Genomic DNA, 19,153 nt, shown 5'->3' with positions numbered 1-19,153 from the left:
GTTCCGCCGTCAACAATGCCGGCTTGCCGATCGAACGCGTGCTGCCCTCTATTCGTTACCTCGCCGTCCGCCGTCGCACGAGCGCGGCGGCCAGACCTCCGATCGTACCCCCGCTCAGGACGAGGACGTCGTCGATGACCAGCCCAAGCGTGTCCAGGCCGGCCGAGCCCAGCGGACCCACCGGGCCGATGGCCGCGGCAAGCTCCGCCACCACGATGAAGCCGACGGCCACGATGATGCCGTTCCAGGTGGCGCCACCGACCGGTCCGATCAACCCGGCCAGGAATCCCCCGGCAAGCAAGGCGACGAAGATGAGCAGCCCCTGGGAAACCAGCTGGGCGCGGTGACTCGGGAAGAGCAACGTCTCCCCCACCAGCCGAACCACGACGGCGAGCACGAGCCCGAGCCCGGCGGCGAACCAATCGACCCTCCGCCCACCGCCCGCCTGAGACCTCGCCATCGGAGTTGCCTAAGTCTATCGTCAGAGCGCACCCATCGCATGCAGGATGCCCGCGAGCAGCGGCGCCACCACCAGCGCCGGGAGGAAGTTCGCGACCTTGATCGACTTCAGTTCCAGCAGGCCGACCGCAATCCCGAGGACGGCGATGCCGCCGGCCGCCGTCAGCTCCGCGATCTCCAGGTCAGACAGGCCGGCATGGATCAGAAAGGCGAACAGGGTCAGGCTCCCCTGGACGACGAGCACGCTGACCGCGGAGAGGATGACACCCCAGCCCAGCGTCGCCGCAAACACGATCGCCGTAACACCGTCCAGCGTGGACTTGATGGCGAGCAAGGTGATGTCACCGCGCGTGCCGTCGAGGAAGGAGCCAAGCACGGTGAGGGGGCCGACGCAGAAGATCAGGCTGGTCGTGATGAAGGCCAGCCTGACACGCCCCGGTTCGCCGCCGCGGCTCACCCGGCGCTCCGCCCAGGCGCCGATCGCCTGCACGCCGTCATCGAGCCGGAGCAGCTCACCGATCAGGACACCGAGCAGCACACTGACGAGCAGGATCAGCGGGCTGTGCGTCTTGAGCGCCATCTGGATGCCGATCACCGCGACGAAAAGACCGATCGCGGCGCGGATGGTCCGCTGGAGACTTTCGGGGATAACGCGTCCGAGGGTCAGGCCGACCGCCGTGCCGGCGAGGACCGTCCCGGTGTTGAGCGCGGTCCCGAGCCCGGGGATCACGTTTTGAGCCCGACCACGTTGGTGGTCGCCACCGGACGGCTGAAGCCTTTTAGCGTCACCTCCCGGACCGGCTCGACATCGACGAGATCTTCAACAGCGGCGTAGAGCCGTTGGCTGATCAGGATCTCTCCGCCTTTTGCCTCTCCGCTCAAGCGAGACGCAAGGATGACGACGTTACCGGTGGCGTTGTACTGGAAGTGCCCCTCGTACCCAACCCGGCCAAGCGTCGCATAGCCGAGCGCGATCCCAATTCCCAGGTCCAGCTCGTATCCGCGGCGACGCCAGCCACCGGCAAGCTCACGAAAGCGCTCCCTCATCCCCAGCGCGCACCGAATGGTCTGCGCTTCGAACCCCGGGGTGGAAACAGGGTCATTGAAAAACGCCATGATCCCGTCGCCGGCCAGATGCTCGAGTGTGCCCCTGTACTGCGCGATCATCTGGCCCATTGCGGCCTGGTACTCACGCAGCAGACTGAAGACCTCCTCCGGCTCGGCCGTCTCCGAGAATGTGGTGAAGCCACGCAGGTCACAGAACAGGGCTGTGATCTGGCGGCGGTGACCGGCCAGCAACTGCTCGCCCTCTTCACTCGCCAGCATCGCTGCCACCTGCGGTGTGACGTAGCGTGAGAGTTCTTCGGTCTGCCGCTGCAGCGCGCGAACCAACCGGACATTTTCGATGGCCACCACGGCCTGGTCCGCGAAGGTGGTCAGGATACGGATTTCTCGATCGGTGAACGGCCGCACCTCGCGGCGCCAGACCGAGATGACACCGATCGGAAAGCCCTCTCGAAGCAACGGCACGCCGAGGATGGAACGAAACCCTCCCGACCCTTGCGCTTCGGCGAACTTGTAGTCAGGGTCCGCGAGCGCGTCGTCCATCTGGACTGGCCCTGCTAGCAGGATCGTTCGTCCGACAAGGGTGTCGCGACCGGGCCGGAAGCGATGGCGTCGGATAATCGCGCGATACTCGGCGCTCCCGACGCCAAAGTGTGCGGCCTCGAGGTACTCGTGCGTTTGAGGGTCGAATCGGACGATGTCCCCATGCTCGGCGCCGCACAAATGGACCGCTCGGGTGATCAGCGGGAGAAAGACAGCCTCCAGATCGGAGGTCGATTGGCTGATAATCCGGAGCACCTCACTTGTCGCCGTCTGCTGCTCCAGTGAATCGGCGAGTTCCCGCGCGTGACGCGCTTGCACGATCGCTATGACAACCTGGTCCGCAAAGATACTCACTAATTGGGCTTCGTCGTCGGTGAACGGCTCAGGCTCGGTCCGCCATAGCGCGATGACGCCAAGAACCGCCTGATCGCGAATCAACGGCACGCCGATCATCGCCCGGCCCTTGCCGAGCCCCTGGGCTTCCCAGTGCGTGTATTCGGGATCCTGGAGGACGTCCGGAATCCGGATGGTGCGCCGCTGCCGGCCGGCCCGGGCGGTAACGGTCCCGAAGTTGTCGATATGGATCGGAGTTCGCTCGGTGAAGGCGCGGAACTCCGGGGTGATGTTGTAGGCAACGTCCAGGCGGTACCAATCGCCGTCCAACCTGTAGATGAATCCCGAGTCGGCGCGACAGAGTCGACTGGCCCGGTCGACGACGGCCTCCAGGACCGCCTTGAGCTCGAACGACGTCCCGTTCATGATTTGCAGGACCTCGGCCATCGCCGTGAGCCGCGCAGTCGGCCCTTCCATGGCTCCTCAGGCGCTACAGCTTTTCGAAGCGGTCGACGTTCATGATGAAGACGGTCGCGCCGCCGACCTGCACCTCGACCGGATAGGGGACGAAGAAGTCACCGGGCTCGACCAGGGGTGGCATGGGGTTCATGAACTCGCTGCGGGTACGGCAGTTCTCCTTGATGAGGCCGAGCACCTCTTCGATCCGATCGTCGTCGATGCCCGTCATCAGCGTCACGTTCTTGTGCTGCAGGAATCCGCCGGAGCTGGCGAAACGGGTCACCGAAATTCCTCGGTCATTGAGGGCATCCATGGTCGCCGACGCGTCCTCGCTGTGCACCACGGCGATCAGGAGCTTCATGCTGATCGCCGCTGCGCCGGGCGGATGCCGGCCTGCGCCAGCGCCTCGCTGACCAGCGCGAAGATGCGCGCGGCGACCTGGTCTGCGTCGGCCGCAGCGTCCACCTCCCGCCAGCGAAGCGGGTCAGCCGCCGCCATCTCCTGGTATCCGGCACGGACGCGCTCGTGAAATTCCGCCGTCTCCCGATCCAGCCGATCCTGCGCCGGGCGAGGAATCCTGGAGAGCCCAGTCTCCACCGGCAGGTTGAGCAACATCGTCAGGTCCGGTTGAAGACCACCGGTCGCCTCTGACTGCAACCGTCGCAGCGTGTCCAGGTCGAGCCCGCGCCCGTAACCCTGGTAGGCGAGCGTCGAATCGGTGTAGCGATCGCAGAGCACCAGCTCGCCTCGCGTCAGACGCGGACGGATCACTTCCTCGACATGCTGGGCTCGCGCGGCGGTGAACAGCAACGCCTCCGACCAGGGGGTCATCCGCGTCTGTTGCTGGCCCAGCAAGATGGGACGGATCATCTCCCCCACCCTGGTGCCGCCCGGTTCGCGGGTCGTCCACACCGGATAGCCCTGCTCCGCCAGCGCCGCGGCCAGGCGATGGATCTGGGTCGACTTCCCGCCGCCCTCCGGCCCCTCGAAGCTGATGAAGAACCCGCCTGGCTTCCCCGCGGTTTCCACCTCGCGCTGAACTATACACGCGGGAAATCCCGCGACCCTGACTAGTCTGCGGTGGTGTAGATGCGCAAGCGCCGGTTCGGCTCCTTCCCGGTGCTGCGCGCCGTCAGCTCGTGACGCTCCACCAGCTGGTGCTGCAAGCGGCGGACGTAAGCGTTTTGCGGCGAGAGCTCGACCATCGAATTGGTCGCCTTTGCCCGGCTGATCCCCTCCAGGGTCTCCTGCAGCGCCGACTCCGTCGGGTCGGGCGTGTCCAGCTGGTAGACCCGGCTGAGCGCATTCTTGATCTGGGTGATGGTGTTGCTCTTCAGCACCTGGATCGGGATGCCGTCGGCTTCCGCCTCCTTGAGCGGCGAGTCCTTGCGCCGATAGTAATTCTTGAGCGTGACGATCAGGTCCGCCTCCTCGATGTGATTCTGGACGCGGATCGGGACCTTGAGCTCATTGATCGCCTGCTCCAGGTAGTTGCGGCTGACGCCATACGGAAAGACCGACACCGTCTCGTGGAGACTGCGTGACCGCGGCGCTTCGAGTGGCTCGCGCACGGCCGCGGTTCGCATTGGCGCCGCTTCAGCGATCCTTGCGACGATGGCGCCATCCGCGCCGCGGATCCGCATCTGCGGCGGCTTGAGCGTGCCGCGCAGCGCCGCATCGACCACCTCCGCCAGTGGCTGGTGGATGGCCAGACGATCGCGGTCATGGATCTCGACCAGGACGTCGAAGGTGGGGGGTGACTTGCGTTCGAGGACCGACTTCTGCGTCCCGCGCCGTCGCGCCTCTTCGTCCGAGAGGGTGACCGTCTGGATGCCGCCCAGCAGGTCGTTGAGGGTTGGGTTGACGAGCAGGTTCTCCAGCGAATTCCCGTGCGCGGTCGCGACCAGCTGCACCCCGCGCTCGGCGATGGTGCGCGCCGCCACCGCTTCCAGCTCCGTGCCGATCTCGTCGATCACGATGACCTGCGGCATGTGGTTCTCGACGGCTTCGATCATGACCGCATGTTGCAGGGCGGGCGTGCGGACCTGCATCCGCCGCGAGCGGCCGATCCCCGGGTGAGGAATGTCGCCGTCGCCACCGATCTCGTTGGAGGTGTCGACGATGACCACCCGCTTCTTCATCTCGTCGGCAAGCACGCGGGCGCACTCACGGAGCATGGTCGTCTTGCCGATGCCCGGGCGGCCGAGCAAGAGAATGCTCTTCCCGCCGATGACCATGTCTTTGATGATGTCGATCGTCCCGGTGATAGCCCGGCCCACACGGCAGGTCAGGCCAATGATCTGGCCGCTGCGATTGCGGATCGCGGAGATACGGTGGAGCGTTCGCTCGATGCCGGCCCGGTTGTCGTCACCGAAGGAGCCGACTCGAGTGGCCACGAACTCGAGATCTTCCGAGGTGACCGGCGTGTCGTCGAGGATGACCTCGTGGTCCGGAAAGCGGGCTTCGGGCTCGCGTCCGAGGTCGAGCACGACCTCCAGCAGCAGGCCCTGGTGATCGAGACGCTTGACCGCCCGATTCAGGTGTGGCGGCAGCGCCTGGAAGAGCAGGTCGAGCTCCGCCGGATCGGCATTGGTCAGACCGTTGTTGGATCGCCTGAGTTCGTGCATTGCTTCAGCCATATTGGGGTACCAGTCGCTTCGATTTGATTCTTACCCGCATTCGGGCGGGGACCTTCAACGGCAGCTCCCGCACCATCAGCGTTTGGGAGGCGATCACCTCGAAGCCCTCGCCGCGCAGCAGTCGGATGCCTGCCTCGTCATAATGCCGCAGACTGCACCAGACCGCACCCGAATGATGCTGAGCGACGTAGGCGAGCGACCGCTGAAGCAGGGCGGGCCATAGCTCCACCGGTTGGCCCGCCGCCATCAGGCCAAGCGTGTGGGGGCGTCCACCCCCGCCGGGCACGAGGCTCATCCAGCCGACCACCTGGACCCGCTCGACGACGAAGCGCGGCTGGCCGGCGCGGCGCGGCATTCGGGCACCTCGAAGTCCGACCGCGAAGCTGCCGCGCCATTCAGCGAAGTTGGCGGCCTCCACCGCCGCGACCGATTTGGGCGTGGTGGCGCAATAAAGAAGGTAGAGGCCGAGCTCATCGCCGCGACGCATCGGCCGCCAGCCCGCCAGCGCGGGTGCGGGCCGGGGCGCGACCGCCTCGCTGAGAAGGGCATGCTCGGTGGCATAGGCACTGAAACCGCGGGCTCGGAACAGATCCGCTACGGGGTCATCCACCGGCACGCGCACCACGAACTTCGTCACGCCACGATTCAAGCCCTCGTTGAAGAGATGATCGAGTAGCGCCGTCCCATCATTGAATCGGTCGAGGTCGGGGCTGAGGCAGAGGTTCAGGATCTGCCAGGCATTCGGGCCCAGGGCGGCAGTCTCGGCCTGGACGAACCCCTGGATGGCGCGCCGGCGAGAATCTTCCATCACGTAGACGTAGTCGGCGGTCGATGTGATCGGCAGGATCGAGGAAAAGGTGCTGTTCAAGAGGAACCAGAGCCGTGACGAGGCGAACTGGCGCTTGAGCGGGGTGCGCTCCGCCTCCCGCACCTGCTGCCGGTAGAGCGCCTCGATGGCGGCGAGGTCCTTCAACTGTGCCGGGCGCACCTTGAGCGTCATTTCGTTTTGCCGTCGAGCGACAGGAAGTACTGATGCCAGCGGCGATCGGACGTCAGCTCCGGGTGGAAGGCGAGCGCCAGCCGGTTGCCTTGCCTGACCGCGACCGTCTGATTCCCATGGCGCGCGAGTTCCTCGACCTCCGGCGCCCGCTCGGTGAGCTGCGGGGCGCGGATGAAGACCGCTGGGGCGGCTCCGCCGATGGCCGCGGACTCGACCTCCGCTTCGAAGCTGTCGATCTGCCGGCCGTAGGCGTTGCGCCGAACGCCGATGTCCATCAACTTCAGCGGCTCCTGGTCCGACCGGCCGTCCTCGATCTCGCGTGCCATCAGGATCATGCCGGCGCAGGTTCCCATCACCGGCATGCCGGCCGCGCTGCGCTGCTGGATCGATTGCTTCAGCGCGGGATCCATCAGGTGCGCCATCGTCGTGCTCTCACCCCCGGGCAGGATCAGAGCGTCGACCGCCTCCAGCTCACTCGCGAGACGGATGGGAACGCCCTCCACCTCGCAAGCGCGCAGCGCCGCCAGATGTTCCCGAAAATCGCCCTGCAGCGCAAGGACGCCGACCCGGCGGCGTGTGCTGCTCACCAGCCTCTGCCGGCGAGCAGCTCCTCCTGGGGAATCGCCCCAATCTCCAGCCCCCGCATCGCTTTGCCGAGGCTCTTGGAAGCGTCGGCCAGGATGTCCGGCCGGTCGAAATACGTGGTCGCCGCCACGATGGCCTTGGCGCGCGCGGATGGGTTCTCCGCTTTGAAGATGCCCGAGCCGACGAAGATGCCGTCACAACCCAGCTGCATCATCAGCGCCGCGTCGGCCGGCGTCGCAATGCCGCCCGCGGCAAAATTCACGACCGGAAGGCGGCCAAGCCGAGCTGTTTCTTCCAGCAGGTCGGAGGGTGCACCGATGCGCTTGGCCTCCATGACCAGTTCCTCGGGGCCGGCAGCGTGAAGCTTGCGGATGGCGCTGGTGACCGCGCGCATGTGCCGCACCGCCTCGACGACATTGCCTGTGCCGGCCTCCCCCTTGGTGCGGATCATCGCCGCGCCTTCGGCAATTCGTCGCAGTGCCTCACCGAGGTCCCGGCAGCCGCAGACGAAGGGCACCTTGAAGGGATGCTTGTTGATGTGGTGTTCCTCATCGGCCGGCGTGAGGACCTCGCTCTCGTCGATGTAGTCGACTCCGAGCGACTCCAGGATCTGGGCCTCGACGAAATGTCCGATCCGGCACTTCGCCATCACTGGGATCGTGACCGCCTCGATGATGGCGGTGATCAACGCTGGATCGCTCATCCGGGCGACGCCGCCCTCACGACGGATATCGGCGGGCACCCGTTCCAGGGCCATCACCGCGACCGCGCCGGCGTCCTCGGCAATCTTGGCCTGCTCGGCGGTAACGACGTCCATGATCACGCCACCCTTGAGCATCTCGGCCAGCCCGGCCTTGACCTTCCAGGTCCCCTTCCGCTCGCTCACCCCGCTGGGTCCCTCCGCCACACCCTCATTTTACCGCTGGCCCGAGGCAATTCAGGCCCAACTCGTGGACACCGCGTGACGAGTGGGTCGCGGCAGCCCGGCAAATAGCGGAGCGCGACACTAGAATCGTCCGGCAATGCGGGGGCCCCAGGGAACGCGACGGCAGCGGGTGGTTGCCCTGATCGTCGCGGTGGCTCTGGGAGTGCCGGCACTGCTGGGAATTGCCACCGGCATCGGGCTGCTGGTCACCCCATCGGTGAACGACATGCCCAAGCGGGTAGATGCCATCCTCCAGCAACACGGTGGAACGCGAGTCCGGCTCAACGACATTCCGGATCAATTGAGCGAGGCGCTGATCGCCATCGAGGACGAGCGCTTTTACCAGCACAGCGGCATCGATACCCAGGGCCTGATCCGCGCCGTCCTGACCGACCTCTACCATCACCGGGCTCTGCAGGGGGGCAGCACCCTGAGCCAGCAGCTGATGAAAGTCCTCTACATGAACAACGATGATGACGGCTGGCGTAAGCCGGAGAATCTCCTGCTCGCCTTGAAGGTGGAGTCGCGCTTCGACAAGCACACGATTCTCGAGAACTACTTCAACGCGGTCTACTACGGGCACGGCGCTTACGGAATCGGCATGGCCTCCCAGATCTACTTCCACATGCCTCCGGCCCAACTCGACCTGGCCCAGGCATCGATGCTGGCCGGCCTCCCCCAGTCACCCTCCTACTACGACCTGTACCGCAATCCGTGCTCAGCCCGAGCTCGGCAGTTCAACGTCCTGGCCCAAATGGCGCACGATGGCTATATCAGCCAGGAACAAGCCGCCGCCGCCTATGCCGAGTCCATCGGCTTTCCGTGCAAATAGCCATGGCGCTGGACCTCGTCTTGCTCGGACCGCCCGGATCGGGCAAGGGGACGCAGGCCGTCCGGCTGACGGAGCAATACCGGATTCCGGCGATCGCCACCGGCGACATCCTGCGCGCCCAGGTCGAGGCCGGGACGCCGCAGGGTCAGCGAGTCCGTTCCTACCTCGACCGCGGCGAGCTGGTGCCGGATCAGCTAGTCGTCGACATCATCCGGCACCGGCTGTCCGAGCCCGATACCGAGGCCGGCTTCATCCTCGACGGGTTTCCAAGGACCGTGCCGCAAGCGCAAGCCCTGGACGCGATGCTGGCCGGGCTGCAGCGTCCGCTCGATGCGGTCCTCTATCTGCAGGTTGACCGCCAGGCGCTGCTGGACCGGCTGGGCCAGCGCCACCGCCAGGACGACCGCCCCGATATCGCGGACCACCGGATCGACGTCTTCCTCGACCAGACGGCGCCCTTGATCGGCTACTACCGCGACGAAGGCAAGCTCAGGCTCATCGATGGGTCGCGGCCTCCCGAGCTGGTCGCCGCCGCGATCGACGACGTCATCCGCCCGCTGGTCGCGGCCGGTGATCGACCGAATACCCGGCCCACCGCGAGCTGAGCCGCCGGCAGCCCGGGTCGTTTGGCCGGCCCTGATTTGGGCATAAACCTAAGGTCTCGCCGGTTGTCTCTGACGAGACGAGAAGGAGAAGCAAGCAATGCCCGAACAAGAAACTGATTTCATTCCCCTCCTCCCCCTGACGAACGGAGTGGTGCTGCCGAACATGGTGGTCACGATCCCGCTCGAGCGCGAGGAGGCACAAGCCGCCGTGGCCGCCGCCCGCCAGAAGGACGGTCTCGTTTTGCTCGTCCCTCGAGTTGGGGGCCGGTACGCCGCGATCGGCACGGTCGCCAAGCTCGAGGACTCCCGGAAACTGCCAAACGGCATCGAGGTGGCGATCCTGCAGGGCCTGTATCGGGCTTCGGTGGGCAGCGCCGCCGCCGGGACCGGTCCGGCCCTGCGCGTGGTGGCGCAGCCGGCCGAGGATGTCAATCCGCTGACCGAGACGTCGCACGTCCTGGCCCGCGAGTACAAGGCCCTGATCGAGAACTTGCTGGAGCTGCGCGGCGCCTCCGAGGTGGTGCAAATGGTGCACGGCATCGACAAGCCCAACCAACTCGCCGACCTGTCCGGCTATTCTCCGGACCTGTCGCTCGAGCGCAAGGTCGAAATCCTGGAAACACTCGACGTCGAGGTGCGCCTGCAGAAGCTGATCGAGTGGACCCGGGAGATCCTCGCGGAGGCCTCCCTCAAGGACAAGATCCGCAACGACGTGCAGGAAGGCATGGACAAGCGGCAACGCGAGTTCCTGCTGCGCCAGCAGATGGAGGCCATCAAGAAGGAGCTTGGCGAGGCTGACGGCGACGTTGCGGGCGAGTACCGCAAGAAGATCGAGGAGGCCGGCATGCCCGAGGCCGTCCGCAAGGAAGTCGAGCGTGAGCTCGGACGCCTGGAGCGGACCAGCGAGCAAAACCCCGAGGCCGGTTGGATTCGCAACTACCTCGATTGGATGCTCGACATGCCCTGGAACAAGAAGACCGTCGACCTGTTCGACGTCACTGAAGCTCGGCGGATCCTCGACCAGGACCACACCGGGCTCGACGATGTCAAAGACCGAATCATCGAGTTTCTCGCCGTTCGCAAGCGGCGCGATTCGCGCGGCCTGTCGCTGGTCGGTGGTCGGGGCTCCGGTGCCATCATCACGCTGGTCGGACCGCCAGGGGTGGGCAAGACCTCACTCGGCGAGTCCGTCGCCCGCGCCCTCGGCCGGAAGTTCACGCGCATATCCCTCGGCGGGATTCACGACGAGGCGGAGATTCGGGGTCACCGCCGCACCTACGTTGGTGCGCTGCCCGGTCGGATCGCGCGCGCCCTCAAAGAGGCCGGAACCAGCAACCCAGTGATCATGCTCGACGAGATCGACAAGGTCGGCAGCGACTACCGGGGCGACCCGTCGTCGGCGCTGCTGGAAGTGCTCGACCCGGCGCAGAACCACTCGTTCCGCGACCACTACCTGGAGGTCGACCTCGACCTTTCGGAGGTCCTCTTTATCCCGACGGCCAACGTTTCGGACACCATCCCCGGGCCCCTGCTCGACCGGATGGAGATCATCCGGCTCGACGGCTACACGGAAGAGGAAAAGCTTGCCATCGGGCGCGACCACCTGCTCCGCCGGCAGCTGGATCGTAATGGGCTCACCCCCGACGAGGTGGTCGTGAGCGACGACGCCATTCGGCGCATCATCGCCTCGCACACCCGTGAGGCCGGCGTCCGCAATCTCGAACGCGAGCTGGGGCGGTTGCTCCGCAAGGTCGCGACGCAGATCGAAGCGGGTAAGGCGAGCGCGCCCATCCAAGTCTCGAGCGACGACGTCGCCAAGTACCTTGGTCGCGCAAAATTCCACGAGGAAGTGGCCGAGCGGACATCAGTTCCCGGCGTTGCGACCGGCCTGGCGGTCACGGGCATTGGCGGAGAGGTTCTCTTCGTCGAGGCCGCCGCCATGGAAGGGAAGTCGGGGCTGACCCTCACCGGTCAGCTGGGCGACGTCATGAAGGAGTCCGCGCAGATCGGGCTGTCGTATGTCCGCTCTCACGCGAAAGACCTCGGTATTGCGCCCGACTTCGAGGAGAAGGCGATCCACGTCCACGTTCCGGCCGGGGCTGTGCCGAAAGACGGGCCGTCGGCGGGCGTCACGATGGTGACGGCGCTGGTCAGCTTGCTGAGCGGGCGGCCGGTGAAGAGTACGGTCGGCATGACGGGAGAGGTGACGCTGCAGGGCAAGGTGCTGCCGATCGGCGGCGTCAAGCAGAAGCTGCTGGCGGCGCATCGTGCCGGGCTGACCGAGATCATCCTGCCGTATCGCAACGAGGCGGATCTCGACGATCTGCCGCGGAGTGTGCGCGACGCGATGACGATCCACCTGGCCAAGGATGTGCGAGAGGTCCTCGACTGGGCCCTCGAACCGAAGAGCGCGTCACTCACGCAGGCCGCCTGACGGCTCGCTCATGAGCCGGGCCTTTGTTAAGGAAGGCGATTCGGCCGCGAGCGGATCCCTGGTAGATCGCTTCTACCAGGGATTGCTCGGGCTCAGCGATCCGGCGAAGATCCTGATCGCGAAGCGGCAGCAGCAAGCCTGGCTCGCGTCGCAGCCGGCCATCGAGGCCGCCCGCCTCGAGGCGCGTACCGTGCTGGGAGTCGACTCCTATCGGGAGATCTTCGAGGCCGCCGCCGAGCGCGCCGGCGATCCGCCGCAGAGCCCCACCTGGTGGGCCACCGGAGATGCGGCAACCGGCCTGGCCTCGCGGCGACGGCTGACGCCGGAGCAGTTCCAGACACTGGTGGCAGCGATGTCGGTTGCTCTGCCCTGGCTGAAGGACGCCGCGAACCAGACCTAACTCAGGCGAGGTCGAACCGGTAGCGGATCTCGGTATGCGCGCCGTCCGCCAACTCAATCTCCCGCTGACCGGCGACAGAGCCGCCCTGCCGGGTGTACCAATCGATGCCGAGGCGGTTGCCTTGCAGCACCCATAGCTCGATCGCCGACCCTCCGCCTGCCCGGACGTCCCGTACCACTTGCTGCCAGAGAGCCCAGCCGATGCCCTGACCAAGCAAGGCCGGATCGATGTAGATGGCATAGACCTCGTGGATCGAATCGCCCACGGGCCCATGCTGTACATATCCGACCACCTTTCCAGCAATTTCCGCAACATGAAGGGGCGGTCCCGTGAGGCGCCGAAGCATCGTCTTCGTCGAATACCACCGCCCCAGAGTGTCCTCGATTGCCTCCGGTGAAATTAGGCCTCGGTAGGCATAGCGCCAACCGGCAGCGGCGACCTGCGCAACCTGTGCGACATCTTTCTCGCTAGCTCGGCGAATGGTGAGCATCCGAAGCACTCAAACGTCTCGGCGAGTCACGGGGCCACGCTTCGCCAGTGGGTCGGCGACGGCAGCGTGACGTCACCGTATCCGTTGCACCGTGCCTCGTTGACATACAGCTCAAACAGGATGTATTCGGGGGCCGGTGAGTAGCTGGCCGATCGAACGGCAAGCGTGCGTAACGCCTCATCCTCTACCAGGGTCGCCCTGCCGCGCAGGTAAAACTCGCCGCCGGTTCCTTTGTTATCCGGCACTCCGTTGTGCAATGCAAAACTCGCACGCTCTCGCAAGTCCCGCCCTTTCGGCGAGGTCGGCTCCATGAACAGGAAAAGATGGTCGCTCGCGATGATCGGCGTCACCGGATGGACTCGTGGGTTGCCATCTTTGGTCATCGTCGCCAGGTAAGCGGGGCGACGACCGAGGCAGTCGGCACCGAAGGCTGCTAATGACGGATGCGCGCCTGCAAATTCACCCCAGGTGGTCATGTCCGGTCGACCCAAGGCTACCGCGGGCCCGGCTACTCCTGAAAACAAGCCTGCCGCCGCACCTCATACCCGCTCAGCCGGCACATGCGATGAGCTGACCGCCGCAGTTTGGGCAGGGCTCTATATCGCAACCGAAGTGGTGAATTCCCCCTGGCATCACGTTGCAACGATCGCATCGGTCGGTTTTGGTGGCGGGATGCGGAACGCGGTCGAACGTCCTGTCGCCGACGACCACGGCAAGGATCGAAACGCAGCTGGGAGCCCGTAGCATCTCTGGCTGACAATCCGGACAGGCCGCCACGGGCGCTACCGTAACCGCTCTCTTTGACAGCTGCCTGTCGAGCTAGAACGATTTGACGTTTGTGACTGTTCGCCAAGTGGGCAAGTCTTTGGGTCGAGGCATCTCACTCGCCGCGAGTGAGCCGGCATAACTTAAGTCGTGCTCTGGGCCGCGCGGGCGAAGCCATTGAATAGTCGCTGAACCCAGGGCAGCGTGTCGATTTCCTCGGGATGCCACTGCACCGCGATCAGAAAGCGCCGGTCGTCCGACTCCAGTGATTCGATGACACCGTCAGGGGACGTCCCCGTCACCTTGAGCGGCGGGGCGACCGCCTTGACTGCCTGGTGATGGAGGCTGTTGACCTCGACACTGGTTTCGTCGATGAGCTGCGCGAGGCGAGAGTCTGGATCGAGGCGGACGCGGTGCATCAGCGCCGTGCGCGCCCGGCCGTCGGCGTCCGAGTGATCGACCGAGGTCACGCCCTGGTGTCGAAGATCCTGCCAGAGGCTGCCGCCCAAAGCCACGTTGAGCACCTGCTGGCCGCGGCAGATCCCGAGCGTGGGCAGGTCATCGGCGAAGGCCCAGCGCGCCAGCGTCAGCTCGGTGCGGTCGCGCGGGGCCTCGACCACATTGAGGTCGCCGATCGGCTCTTCGCCATATTCCTGCGGCGCGATGTCCGCACCACCCGGAAAGACGATCCCGTCGAGCCGGTCATAGATCGCCCGCAGGCGCTCGTCATCATCGAGGAGCGGAATCAGCACCGGCGCGCAACCGGCCGCCGTAAGCGCGCGCACGTAACTCTGGTTGATGCCGAAACGAGGCGGCTTCGGCCCCGGCGGAATCGCCAGCGTCGGCAGCCCGACCAGTGGGAAGGTGCTCAACTCGTAAAGTCGAACGCCTTCAGCCGTACGGCCGGCACCCGCGACGCGCCCAGGTACTCGCTCACCTGCAGCTTCGTCGATCGGCTCAATGCCAGCGTCCCCTGGAATCCCTCGAGGATGCTTTGCGTAAACCGCAGGTCCTTGACGGGTCGCGTGATCTTCCCGTTCTCGATCAGGAACGTTCCCTCCCGTGTCATGCCGGTGATGATGGACGCCTTCGGATGCACGACCCGGACGTACCAGAAGCGGGTGACCCAGATGCCTCGCTTGATGTCGCTCATCAGGTCCGCCTTCGCCGCCGTTCCCGGTTGCATAAATAGATTCACGGCAAATGGCCCTTCCGTGTTGGGCGCCGGCAGCCCGTGACCCGTCGATTGACGGCCGGCCCGCGTTGCCGTCTGCATGTCGTAGACCAGGCCACTCGCGACCCCGCGGGTGATCAGGTCGACTCGCTGCTTGGGCACGCCCTCGAAGTCGAACGATGCCGGGATGCCGGAGCGGTCCAGGCCGTCGTCCCAGATGCTGACCTGATCACCAGTAATTTTTTCCCCGAGCTTCATGAAGCTGCGTTCTTCCTGGACCGCCAGGGCGCCGAAGCCCATGAAGCTCATGAACTCGAGCATCTCGGCCACCGCATACTCCTCGAGCACCACCTCGTAGACGCCCGGCTCGACCGGCTGCGCATTCTGGTTCCGCTGGGCCTTGTCGATCACCTCGGTGGCAAGCTCGTTCTTGTCCAGTTCCCGGACATCGATCGCGCCGCGATCCGCGTAGCCGGACCCGGCATCGCCCATCACAACGGAGTTGACCGTCCCTTGGGTAGAGCGCTGATGGTGTAAGACGCCCAAGGAGTTGGCAATCGCGAACTGCCCGGCGCTGGTGCTGTACGCGCCGAACGCCTTGAGCCCCGCCTGGCCGGCTTTCGCGCAAATGGTCTGGACAAAGTCGGCACGCTCTTCGGGCGTGGCCGCGGCCGTCGCATCGGACCAGGCCTCCACGGGCCGTGCGGGCGCGGGCCCCGGCAGGGGAACGACCTCGCTTCGCGGCTGGAGCTCGGCGATGGCGACCGCTCGCTTCAGCACGTCCGCCGCCGCCGCCTCGTTCAGCTGGTTGATGGAGGCCACACCGGTCTTGCCGTCTTTCACTACGCGTACCCGGACGCTGACGTTGCGCTCGGCGACATTCTGGTGGATGCCGTTGTTGGCAAAGCGCGTCAGCGCGCTGTCCCACTCGGTCACCATCACCTCCGTCTGCTCCGCGGGTGACCGCTCGAGCAAGCCGATCATGAACTGCTTCAGCTCGCCCTCGGCCGTCAGCCGCGCAACTTCCATGCTTTTCACTTCAGGATCCCGACCTTGACGTGCTGGAAGCGCGCCGGTGCGGCACCGTGCGCCACATGGGCAACCTGGGGCGGCTGCCCCTTGCCGCAGTTGGCCAGCCCCCAAACCTTCCACTCCGAGCGGCCCGCGACCGCGTCACAGGAATTCCAGAACTCCGGCGTGATCCCTGCGTAGGTGGCATTCTTGAGCAGCCGGCCGCGCTTCCCGTCGACGATCTCGTAGGCGAGCTGCGTGCCGAACTGGAAGTTGAGCCGCTTGTCGTCGATGCTCCAGCTGCGGTTCGTCTCCATGTACACCCCGTCTTTCGTCTCGGCGATCATCTTTTCCAACGACGAATCGCCCGGCTCCAGGTTGACGTTGGTCATCCGGATCAACGGGATCCGGTTCCAGCCGTCGGCGCGCATCGTGCCGTTGCTCTGCTGTCCCAGGACGCTGGCGGTTTCCCTCGACGTGAGGTAGCCGACGAAGAGGCCGTTCTTGATAAGGAAGGATCGCTGAGCCGGCACGCCCTCGTCGTCCCAGCCGAAAGTGCCGAGACCGGTTGGCGTCAGCGCGTCGGCCGTGATCGTGACCTGGGGCGAGCCGTACTGGAGATGATTCAGCTTCTCGGGCGTCATGAAGCTCGTGCCCGCGTACGCCGCCTCCATGCCGAAGACGCGATCGAGCTCTGTCGGATGGCCACAGGACTCGTGGATCTGCAACGCCGTCTGGCTGGCACCGAGGATCAGGGTCTTGACCCCGCTCGGGCATTGCAGCGCAGTCAGCAGCGCCACGGCCTCTTCGGCGATCCGGCCACCGTGGCGGTCGAGCTCCAGGGCCGTGATGTATTCGTAGCCTCCGGCTCCCTGGTGGCGCCCGAACGAATTCGGGTAAGAGCGGTTCTGGACTTCATCCGGCGAGGTCGCGGTCGCCTCGATCCCGGCGCCACTCTCGAATAGTTCCTGCTCGACGAGGGCACCCTCGGTCGAGGCGAAGAGTTTCGTCTGCCGGATGAACTCCATTGAGCCCTCGCGAATGGTGACGCCCTTGACTGACCCCATCGCCGCGTCGGCGCGCAAGAGAAGGTCAACCTTTTCGCTGAGTGGCACCGCGAACGGATCGCGTTCGAGCGGCGTGCGGTAGTGACCGCGCGATGTGACCGCCGGGCCCAGATCGACCGGCGCCAATCGCACTCGGGCACTGGCCCGCGCAATCCGGATGGCGCGGTCCACGACCTGCTCGACTTCGGCGTTGTCGAGGCGGGCGCTGCCGGCGAATCCCCAGGCGCCATCGACGATCACCCGGACGCCGAATCCCTCGCTCGCGTCGTCGGAGACCGCGGCCAGCTGCCCGTTCTTGACGATGATGTCCTGCGTGACGTGTTCGTCGAGGCGCACGTCCGCGTAGCTCGCGCCCTTGACCTGGGCCGCGTTGAGGGCGGCCTCCGCTAATTCCTTCATGCCAAGAGAGTAACCGCTATTGGTTGATGTACCAGTCGGCGGTCTGGTTCATCCACCAGAATTCGTTGCCCTTGTACCCACCCACCTTCTTGTTGTAGGCCTCGACGTCAACCGCCTGGTAGAGCGGGATCTCCGGCACGAGGTCGGCCAGCCGGCGCTGGGCCGCCACGTACTTATCCTTGCGGTCCGAGAGCTTCACTGAGAGCCGCGCCTGGTCCAGCGCCTGGTCCAGCTGAGGGTCACTCGTGAAGGTGGTGTTCTGCCCGACGCAGTTGTTTGCGTCACCCGGGATCTGCGAACTGTGGTAGGCGGTATAGGCGAGCGAGTCGGGCTCCGCCGGGTAGCTGTAATTGCTGGTGTACATGGCGAGATCGAAGTTGTGGGAGTAGATCACGCCACCGCTGGTGCACGAGGCGAACATCCGCAGCGCCGGCACATTCGCGAAAGGCTTGATCACCTGGATGCCGATGGCGGCCAGGTCGGAGGCGATGACGACCTCCTGCTCTTCACGCAGCGGCAGCGTGGTGGTGATCAGGTGGAGCTGTACGCAGCGCCCCAGCGGGTCGGTCCGGAAGCCTTTGCAGGGTCCCGAATCCTGAAGCTTGTAGCCGGCGTCGTTGAGCAGCTTGTTGGCCGCCGGCTGATCGTACTGGGTGTGTTTGGCATTCGGATCGAGACACCAGGCGCCGGTTTGAATGCACATCCACGCGTCCGGCGGCACGACGGTCCTTCCAAGAAGCAGCGTATCCACGATCTTCTGTCGGTCGATCGCCATCAGGATCGCTTTTCGGAGCGTCACGTCCTTGAGAAACGTGTTATGCAAATTGATATCGAGGTGCTCGGTGGCGCTGTCCAGGATGGTCACCGTGGTCACGTCGCTCAGCCGCGACAGCGGGGGCAGGAGTGACGGCCGCAGGTCCAGCCCCATGTCGATCGCATTCGTGCGCAGGTCGTTGAGCTCGGTGTTCGCGTCGGGGTCGAACTTGATACGGATCTCGTTGAGGTACGGACGATTCCCGCCGCCCCACCAGTGGGGATTCCGCACCAAGGTGAGATGGTCGCCAGGCACCCACTCCTTGAACATGAACGGCCCGGTACCCACCATGAGCTTGTCCAGCGTGTCCGTCCCGTTGTAGCCCCCCGGGATGTTGACCGTGACTTTCTCCGACGTGAGGTTGCCGGACTTGGCCCAAACCTGCTGCAGCAGGTGGTCGGGAAGGATGCCGTATGGCCCCGTTCCCAGGGTGAGATACGCCGCATACACCGTCTTGAGGTGCACGATGGCGGTGTAGTCGTCCGGAGTATCGACGCTGTCCACCTGGTCCCAGCCGACGACGGAAATGAGCGGTGTCGGGTTTTTGTCGCGGTATTTCAGAAACCAGAAGTCGAAGGTCGCCTTGACATCCTTGGAGGTGAACGCGACGCCGTCATGCCACTTGACGCCGTGGCGAAGCTTCCAGGTCACGTCCATCTTGTCGCCGCTCACCTTGACGTCGCCGTTTTCGAGGGTGGGTACCTCGGTCGCAAGCTCGGGCACCCAGTAGTCCGCGAGCTTCGGATTGGTGGGAACGTCCTGGTTCGCCTTGACCGTCAGCAAGCCCTCCATCGCCGGATTGACGTAGGCGCATGCATGCGGCGATGCGGCGGTGATGTTGCAGGCCAACAGGCTATCCTGCTCCTGCCAGGAGGCGACGGTGACCTTACCACCCGCCCTGGCCGATGAACTGGTCGTCGCCCCGCTCGGTGCGCAGGCAACCAGCAGCACCGTGCCGATGCCGGTCACGGCGAGCAGCCGCAACCAGCGTGGGCTGGCACCCGTCATACGACCTCCTTCCGGATGTTCACGCCTATGGCGCGGATGAGAGGCGGGCGCCGGCGTGACCTGCCGGCGCGGATGATGGGCGCATTCTACGGGCGGTCAGCCAGAAGGGTCAACGAAACCCCACCTTTTCTAAGGTTGTCTAACAC

Annotated in this window: 19 protein-coding genes; 4 read left to right on the top strand and 15 right to left on the bottom strand. The window is 65.4% G+C overall.

Translation table 11 applies throughout. From position 1 onward, the window contains the following. Positions 1–55 precede the first annotated feature (55 nt). From VHK65_17915 to pdxS, 9 genes are read right to left on the bottom strand one after another with little or no spacing between them, the layout of a single operon-like run. The gene (locus VHK65_17915; protein HVS08027.1) at positions 56–460 is read right to left on the bottom strand and encodes a hypothetical protein; all 405 of its coding nucleotides are present in this window, start codon (positions 458–460) and stop codon (positions 56–58) included. Between the two features lie 21 nt (positions 461–481). Further along, the gene (locus tag VHK65_17910) at positions 482–1,189 is read right to left on the bottom strand and encodes a DUF554 domain-containing protein (protein ID HVS08026.1); all 708 of its coding nucleotides are present in this window, start codon (positions 1,187–1,189) and stop codon (positions 482–484) included. Then, the gene (locus VHK65_17905; protein HVS08025.1) at positions 1,186–2,877 is read right to left on the bottom strand and encodes a GAF domain-containing protein; all 1,692 of its coding nucleotides are present in this window, start codon (positions 2,875–2,877) and stop codon (positions 1,186–1,188) included. Before VHK65_17905 ends, VHK65_17910 begins: the two co-directional genes overlap by 4 nt. A 13-nt stretch (positions 2,878–2,890) precedes the next feature. Further along, entirely contained in the window at positions 2,891–3,220 is a 330-nt protein-coding gene (locus VHK65_17900) for a cyclic-di-AMP receptor (protein ID HVS08024.1), read from the bottom strand. After that, positions 3,217–3,888, bottom strand: a complete 672-nt coding sequence (tmk, locus tag VHK65_17895) for a dTMP kinase (GenBank protein HVS08023.1) — start codon at positions 3,886–3,888, stop codon at positions 3,217–3,219. Before tmk ends, VHK65_17900 begins: the two co-directional genes overlap by 4 nt. A 41-nt stretch (positions 3,889–3,929) precedes the next feature. After that, entirely contained in the window at positions 3,930–5,486 is a 1,557-nt protein-coding gene (locus tag VHK65_17890) for a R3H domain-containing nucleic acid-binding protein (protein ID HVS08022.1), read from the bottom strand. A 4-nt stretch (positions 5,487–5,490) separates the two neighbouring features. Continuing rightward, entirely contained in the window at positions 5,491–6,498 is a 1,008-nt protein-coding gene (locus VHK65_17885; GenBank protein HVS08021.1) for a hypothetical protein, read from the bottom strand. Next, complete coding sequence (pdxT, locus tag VHK65_17880; protein HVS08020.1) at positions 6,495–7,085, bottom strand: pyridoxal 5'-phosphate synthase glutaminase subunit PdxT; 591 nt, start codon at positions 7,083–7,085, stop codon at positions 6,495–6,497. The genes VHK65_17885 and pdxT overlap by 4 nt, the downstream gene beginning before the upstream one ends. Then, on the bottom strand, positions 7,082–7,990 hold the full coding sequence (gene pdxS, locus VHK65_17875; protein ID HVS08019.1) for a pyridoxal 5'-phosphate synthase lyase subunit PdxS: 909 nt from the start codon (positions 7,988–7,990) through the stop codon (positions 7,082–7,084). Before pdxS ends, pdxT begins: the two co-directional genes overlap by 4 nt. A 115-nt stretch (positions 7,991–8,105) precedes the next feature. On the opposite strand from pdxS, the gene VHK65_17870 reads away from it, so the two are divergent. The 4 genes from VHK65_17870 (at position 8,106) to VHK65_17855 (ending at position 12,279) form a co-directional block, all read left to right on the top strand. Continuing rightward, positions 8,106–8,840 (top strand): transglycosylase domain-containing protein, encoded by a 735-nt coding sequence (locus VHK65_17870; GenBank protein HVS08018.1) that lies wholly within the window; start codon positions 8,106–8,108, stop codon positions 8,838–8,840. An 8-nt stretch (positions 8,841–8,848) separates the two neighbouring features. Further along, positions 8,849–9,445, top strand: coding sequence for an adenylate kinase (locus VHK65_17865; GenBank protein HVS08017.1), 597 nt, complete (start codon positions 8,849–8,851; stop codon positions 9,443–9,445). A 97-nt stretch (positions 9,446–9,542) separates the two neighbouring features. Continuing rightward, the gene (gene lon, locus VHK65_17860; GenBank protein HVS08016.1) at positions 9,543–11,879 is read left to right on the top strand and encodes an endopeptidase La; all 2,337 of its coding nucleotides are present in this window, start codon (positions 9,543–9,545) and stop codon (positions 11,877–11,879) included. Positions 11,880–11,889: 10 nt separating this feature from the next. After that, the gene (locus VHK65_17855; GenBank protein HVS08015.1) at positions 11,890–12,279 is read left to right on the top strand and encodes a hypothetical protein; all 390 of its coding nucleotides are present in this window, start codon (positions 11,890–11,892) and stop codon (positions 12,277–12,279) included. Position 12,280: 1 nt separating this feature from the next. On the opposite strand, the gene VHK65_17850 is transcribed toward VHK65_17855, so the two are convergent. The 6 genes from VHK65_17850 to VHK65_17825 all read right to left on the bottom strand — a co-directional run bounded on the left by VHK65_17850 (position 12,281) and on the right by VHK65_17825 (position 19,007). Next, on the bottom strand, positions 12,281–12,625 hold the full coding sequence (locus VHK65_17850) for a GNAT family N-acetyltransferase (GenBank protein HVS08014.1): 345 nt from the start codon (positions 12,623–12,625) through the stop codon (positions 12,281–12,283). 170 nt (positions 12,626–12,795) lie between these two features. Then, positions 12,796–13,245 (bottom strand): pyridoxamine 5'-phosphate oxidase family protein, encoded by a 450-nt coding sequence (locus VHK65_17845; GenBank protein HVS08013.1) that lies wholly within the window; start codon positions 13,243–13,245, stop codon positions 12,796–12,798. 432 nt (positions 13,246–13,677) lie between these two features. Further along, entirely contained in the window at positions 13,678–14,406 is a 729-nt protein-coding gene (locus tag VHK65_17840; GenBank protein ID HVS08012.1) for a gamma-glutamyl-gamma-aminobutyrate hydrolase family protein, read from the bottom strand. Then, the gene (locus tag VHK65_17835; GenBank protein ID HVS08011.1) at positions 14,403–15,737 is read right to left on the bottom strand and encodes a TldD/PmbA family protein; all 1,335 of its coding nucleotides are present in this window, start codon (positions 15,735–15,737) and stop codon (positions 14,403–14,405) included. Before VHK65_17835 ends, VHK65_17840 begins: the two co-directional genes overlap by 4 nt. A 5-nt stretch (positions 15,738–15,742) precedes the next feature. Continuing rightward, positions 15,743–17,185 (bottom strand): TldD/PmbA family protein, encoded by a 1,443-nt coding sequence (locus VHK65_17830; protein ID HVS08010.1) that lies wholly within the window; start codon positions 17,183–17,185, stop codon positions 15,743–15,745. Positions 17,186–17,201: 16 nt separating this feature from the next. Further along, positions 17,202–19,007: a peptide ABC transporter substrate-binding protein gene (locus VHK65_17825; GenBank protein HVS08009.1), complete on the bottom strand. Its 1,806-nt coding sequence runs from the start codon at positions 19,005–19,007 to the stop codon at positions 17,202–17,204. Positions 19,008–19,153: the final 146 nt, after the last annotated feature.

It is taken from the genome of Candidatus Dormiibacterota bacterium (genome assembly GCA_035544955.1).
Classification (GTDB): Bacteria; Chloroflexota; Dormibacteria; order CF-121; family CF-121; genus CF-13.
The sequence above is the reverse complement of the archived record's forward strand: the minus strand, read 5'-3'. Positions and strand labels throughout refer to the sequence as shown.

Bases quoted from the DNA above. Each gene is read 5' to 3' on its own strand.
- VHK65_17915 (HVS08027.1), bottom strand. From the start codon at position 460: ATGGCGAGGTCTCAGGCGGGCGGTGGGCGGAGGGTCGATTGGTTCGCC.
- VHK65_17905 (HVS08025.1), bottom strand. From the start codon at position 2,877: ATGGAAGGGCCGACTGCGCGGCTCACGGCGATGGCCGAGGTCCTGCAA.
- VHK65_17900 (HVS08024.1), bottom strand. From the start codon at position 3,220: ATGAAGCTCCTGATCGCCGTGGTGCACAGCGAGGACGCGTCGGCGACC.
- VHK65_17890 (HVS08022.1), bottom strand. From the start codon at position 5,486: ATGCACGAACTCAGGCGATCCAACAACGGTCTGACCAATGCCGATCCG.
- VHK65_17885 (HVS08021.1), bottom strand. From the start codon at position 6,498: ATGACGCTCAAGGTGCGCCCGGCACAGTTGAAGGACCTCGCCGCCATC.
- VHK65_17870 (HVS08018.1), top strand. From the start codon at position 8,106: ATGCGGGGGCCCCAGGGAACGCGACGGCAGCGGGTGGTTGCCCTGATC.
- lon (HVS08016.1), top strand. From the start codon at position 9,543: ATGCCCGAACAAGAAACTGATTTCATTCCCCTCCTCCCCCTGACGAAC.
- VHK65_17855 (HVS08015.1), top strand. From the start codon at position 11,890: ATGAGCCGGGCCTTTGTTAAGGAAGGCGATTCGGCCGCGAGCGGATCC.
- VHK65_17850 (HVS08014.1), bottom strand. From the start codon at position 12,625: ATGCTTCGGCGCCTCACGGGACCGCCCCTTCATGTTGCGGAAATTGCT.
- VHK65_17845 (HVS08013.1), bottom strand. From the start codon at position 13,245: ATGACCACCTGGGGTGAATTTGCAGGCGCGCATCCGTCATTAGCAGCC.
- VHK65_17835 (HVS08011.1), bottom strand. From the start codon at position 15,737: ATGGAAGTTGCGCGGCTGACGGCCGAGGGCGAGCTGAAGCAGTTCATG.
- VHK65_17830 (HVS08010.1), bottom strand. From the start codon at position 17,185: ATGAAGGAATTAGCGGAGGCCGCCCTCAACGCGGCCCAGGTCAAGGGC.
- VHK65_17825 (HVS08009.1), bottom strand. From the start codon at position 19,007: ATGACGGGTGCCAGCCCACGCTGGTTGCGGCTGCTCGCCGTGACCGGC.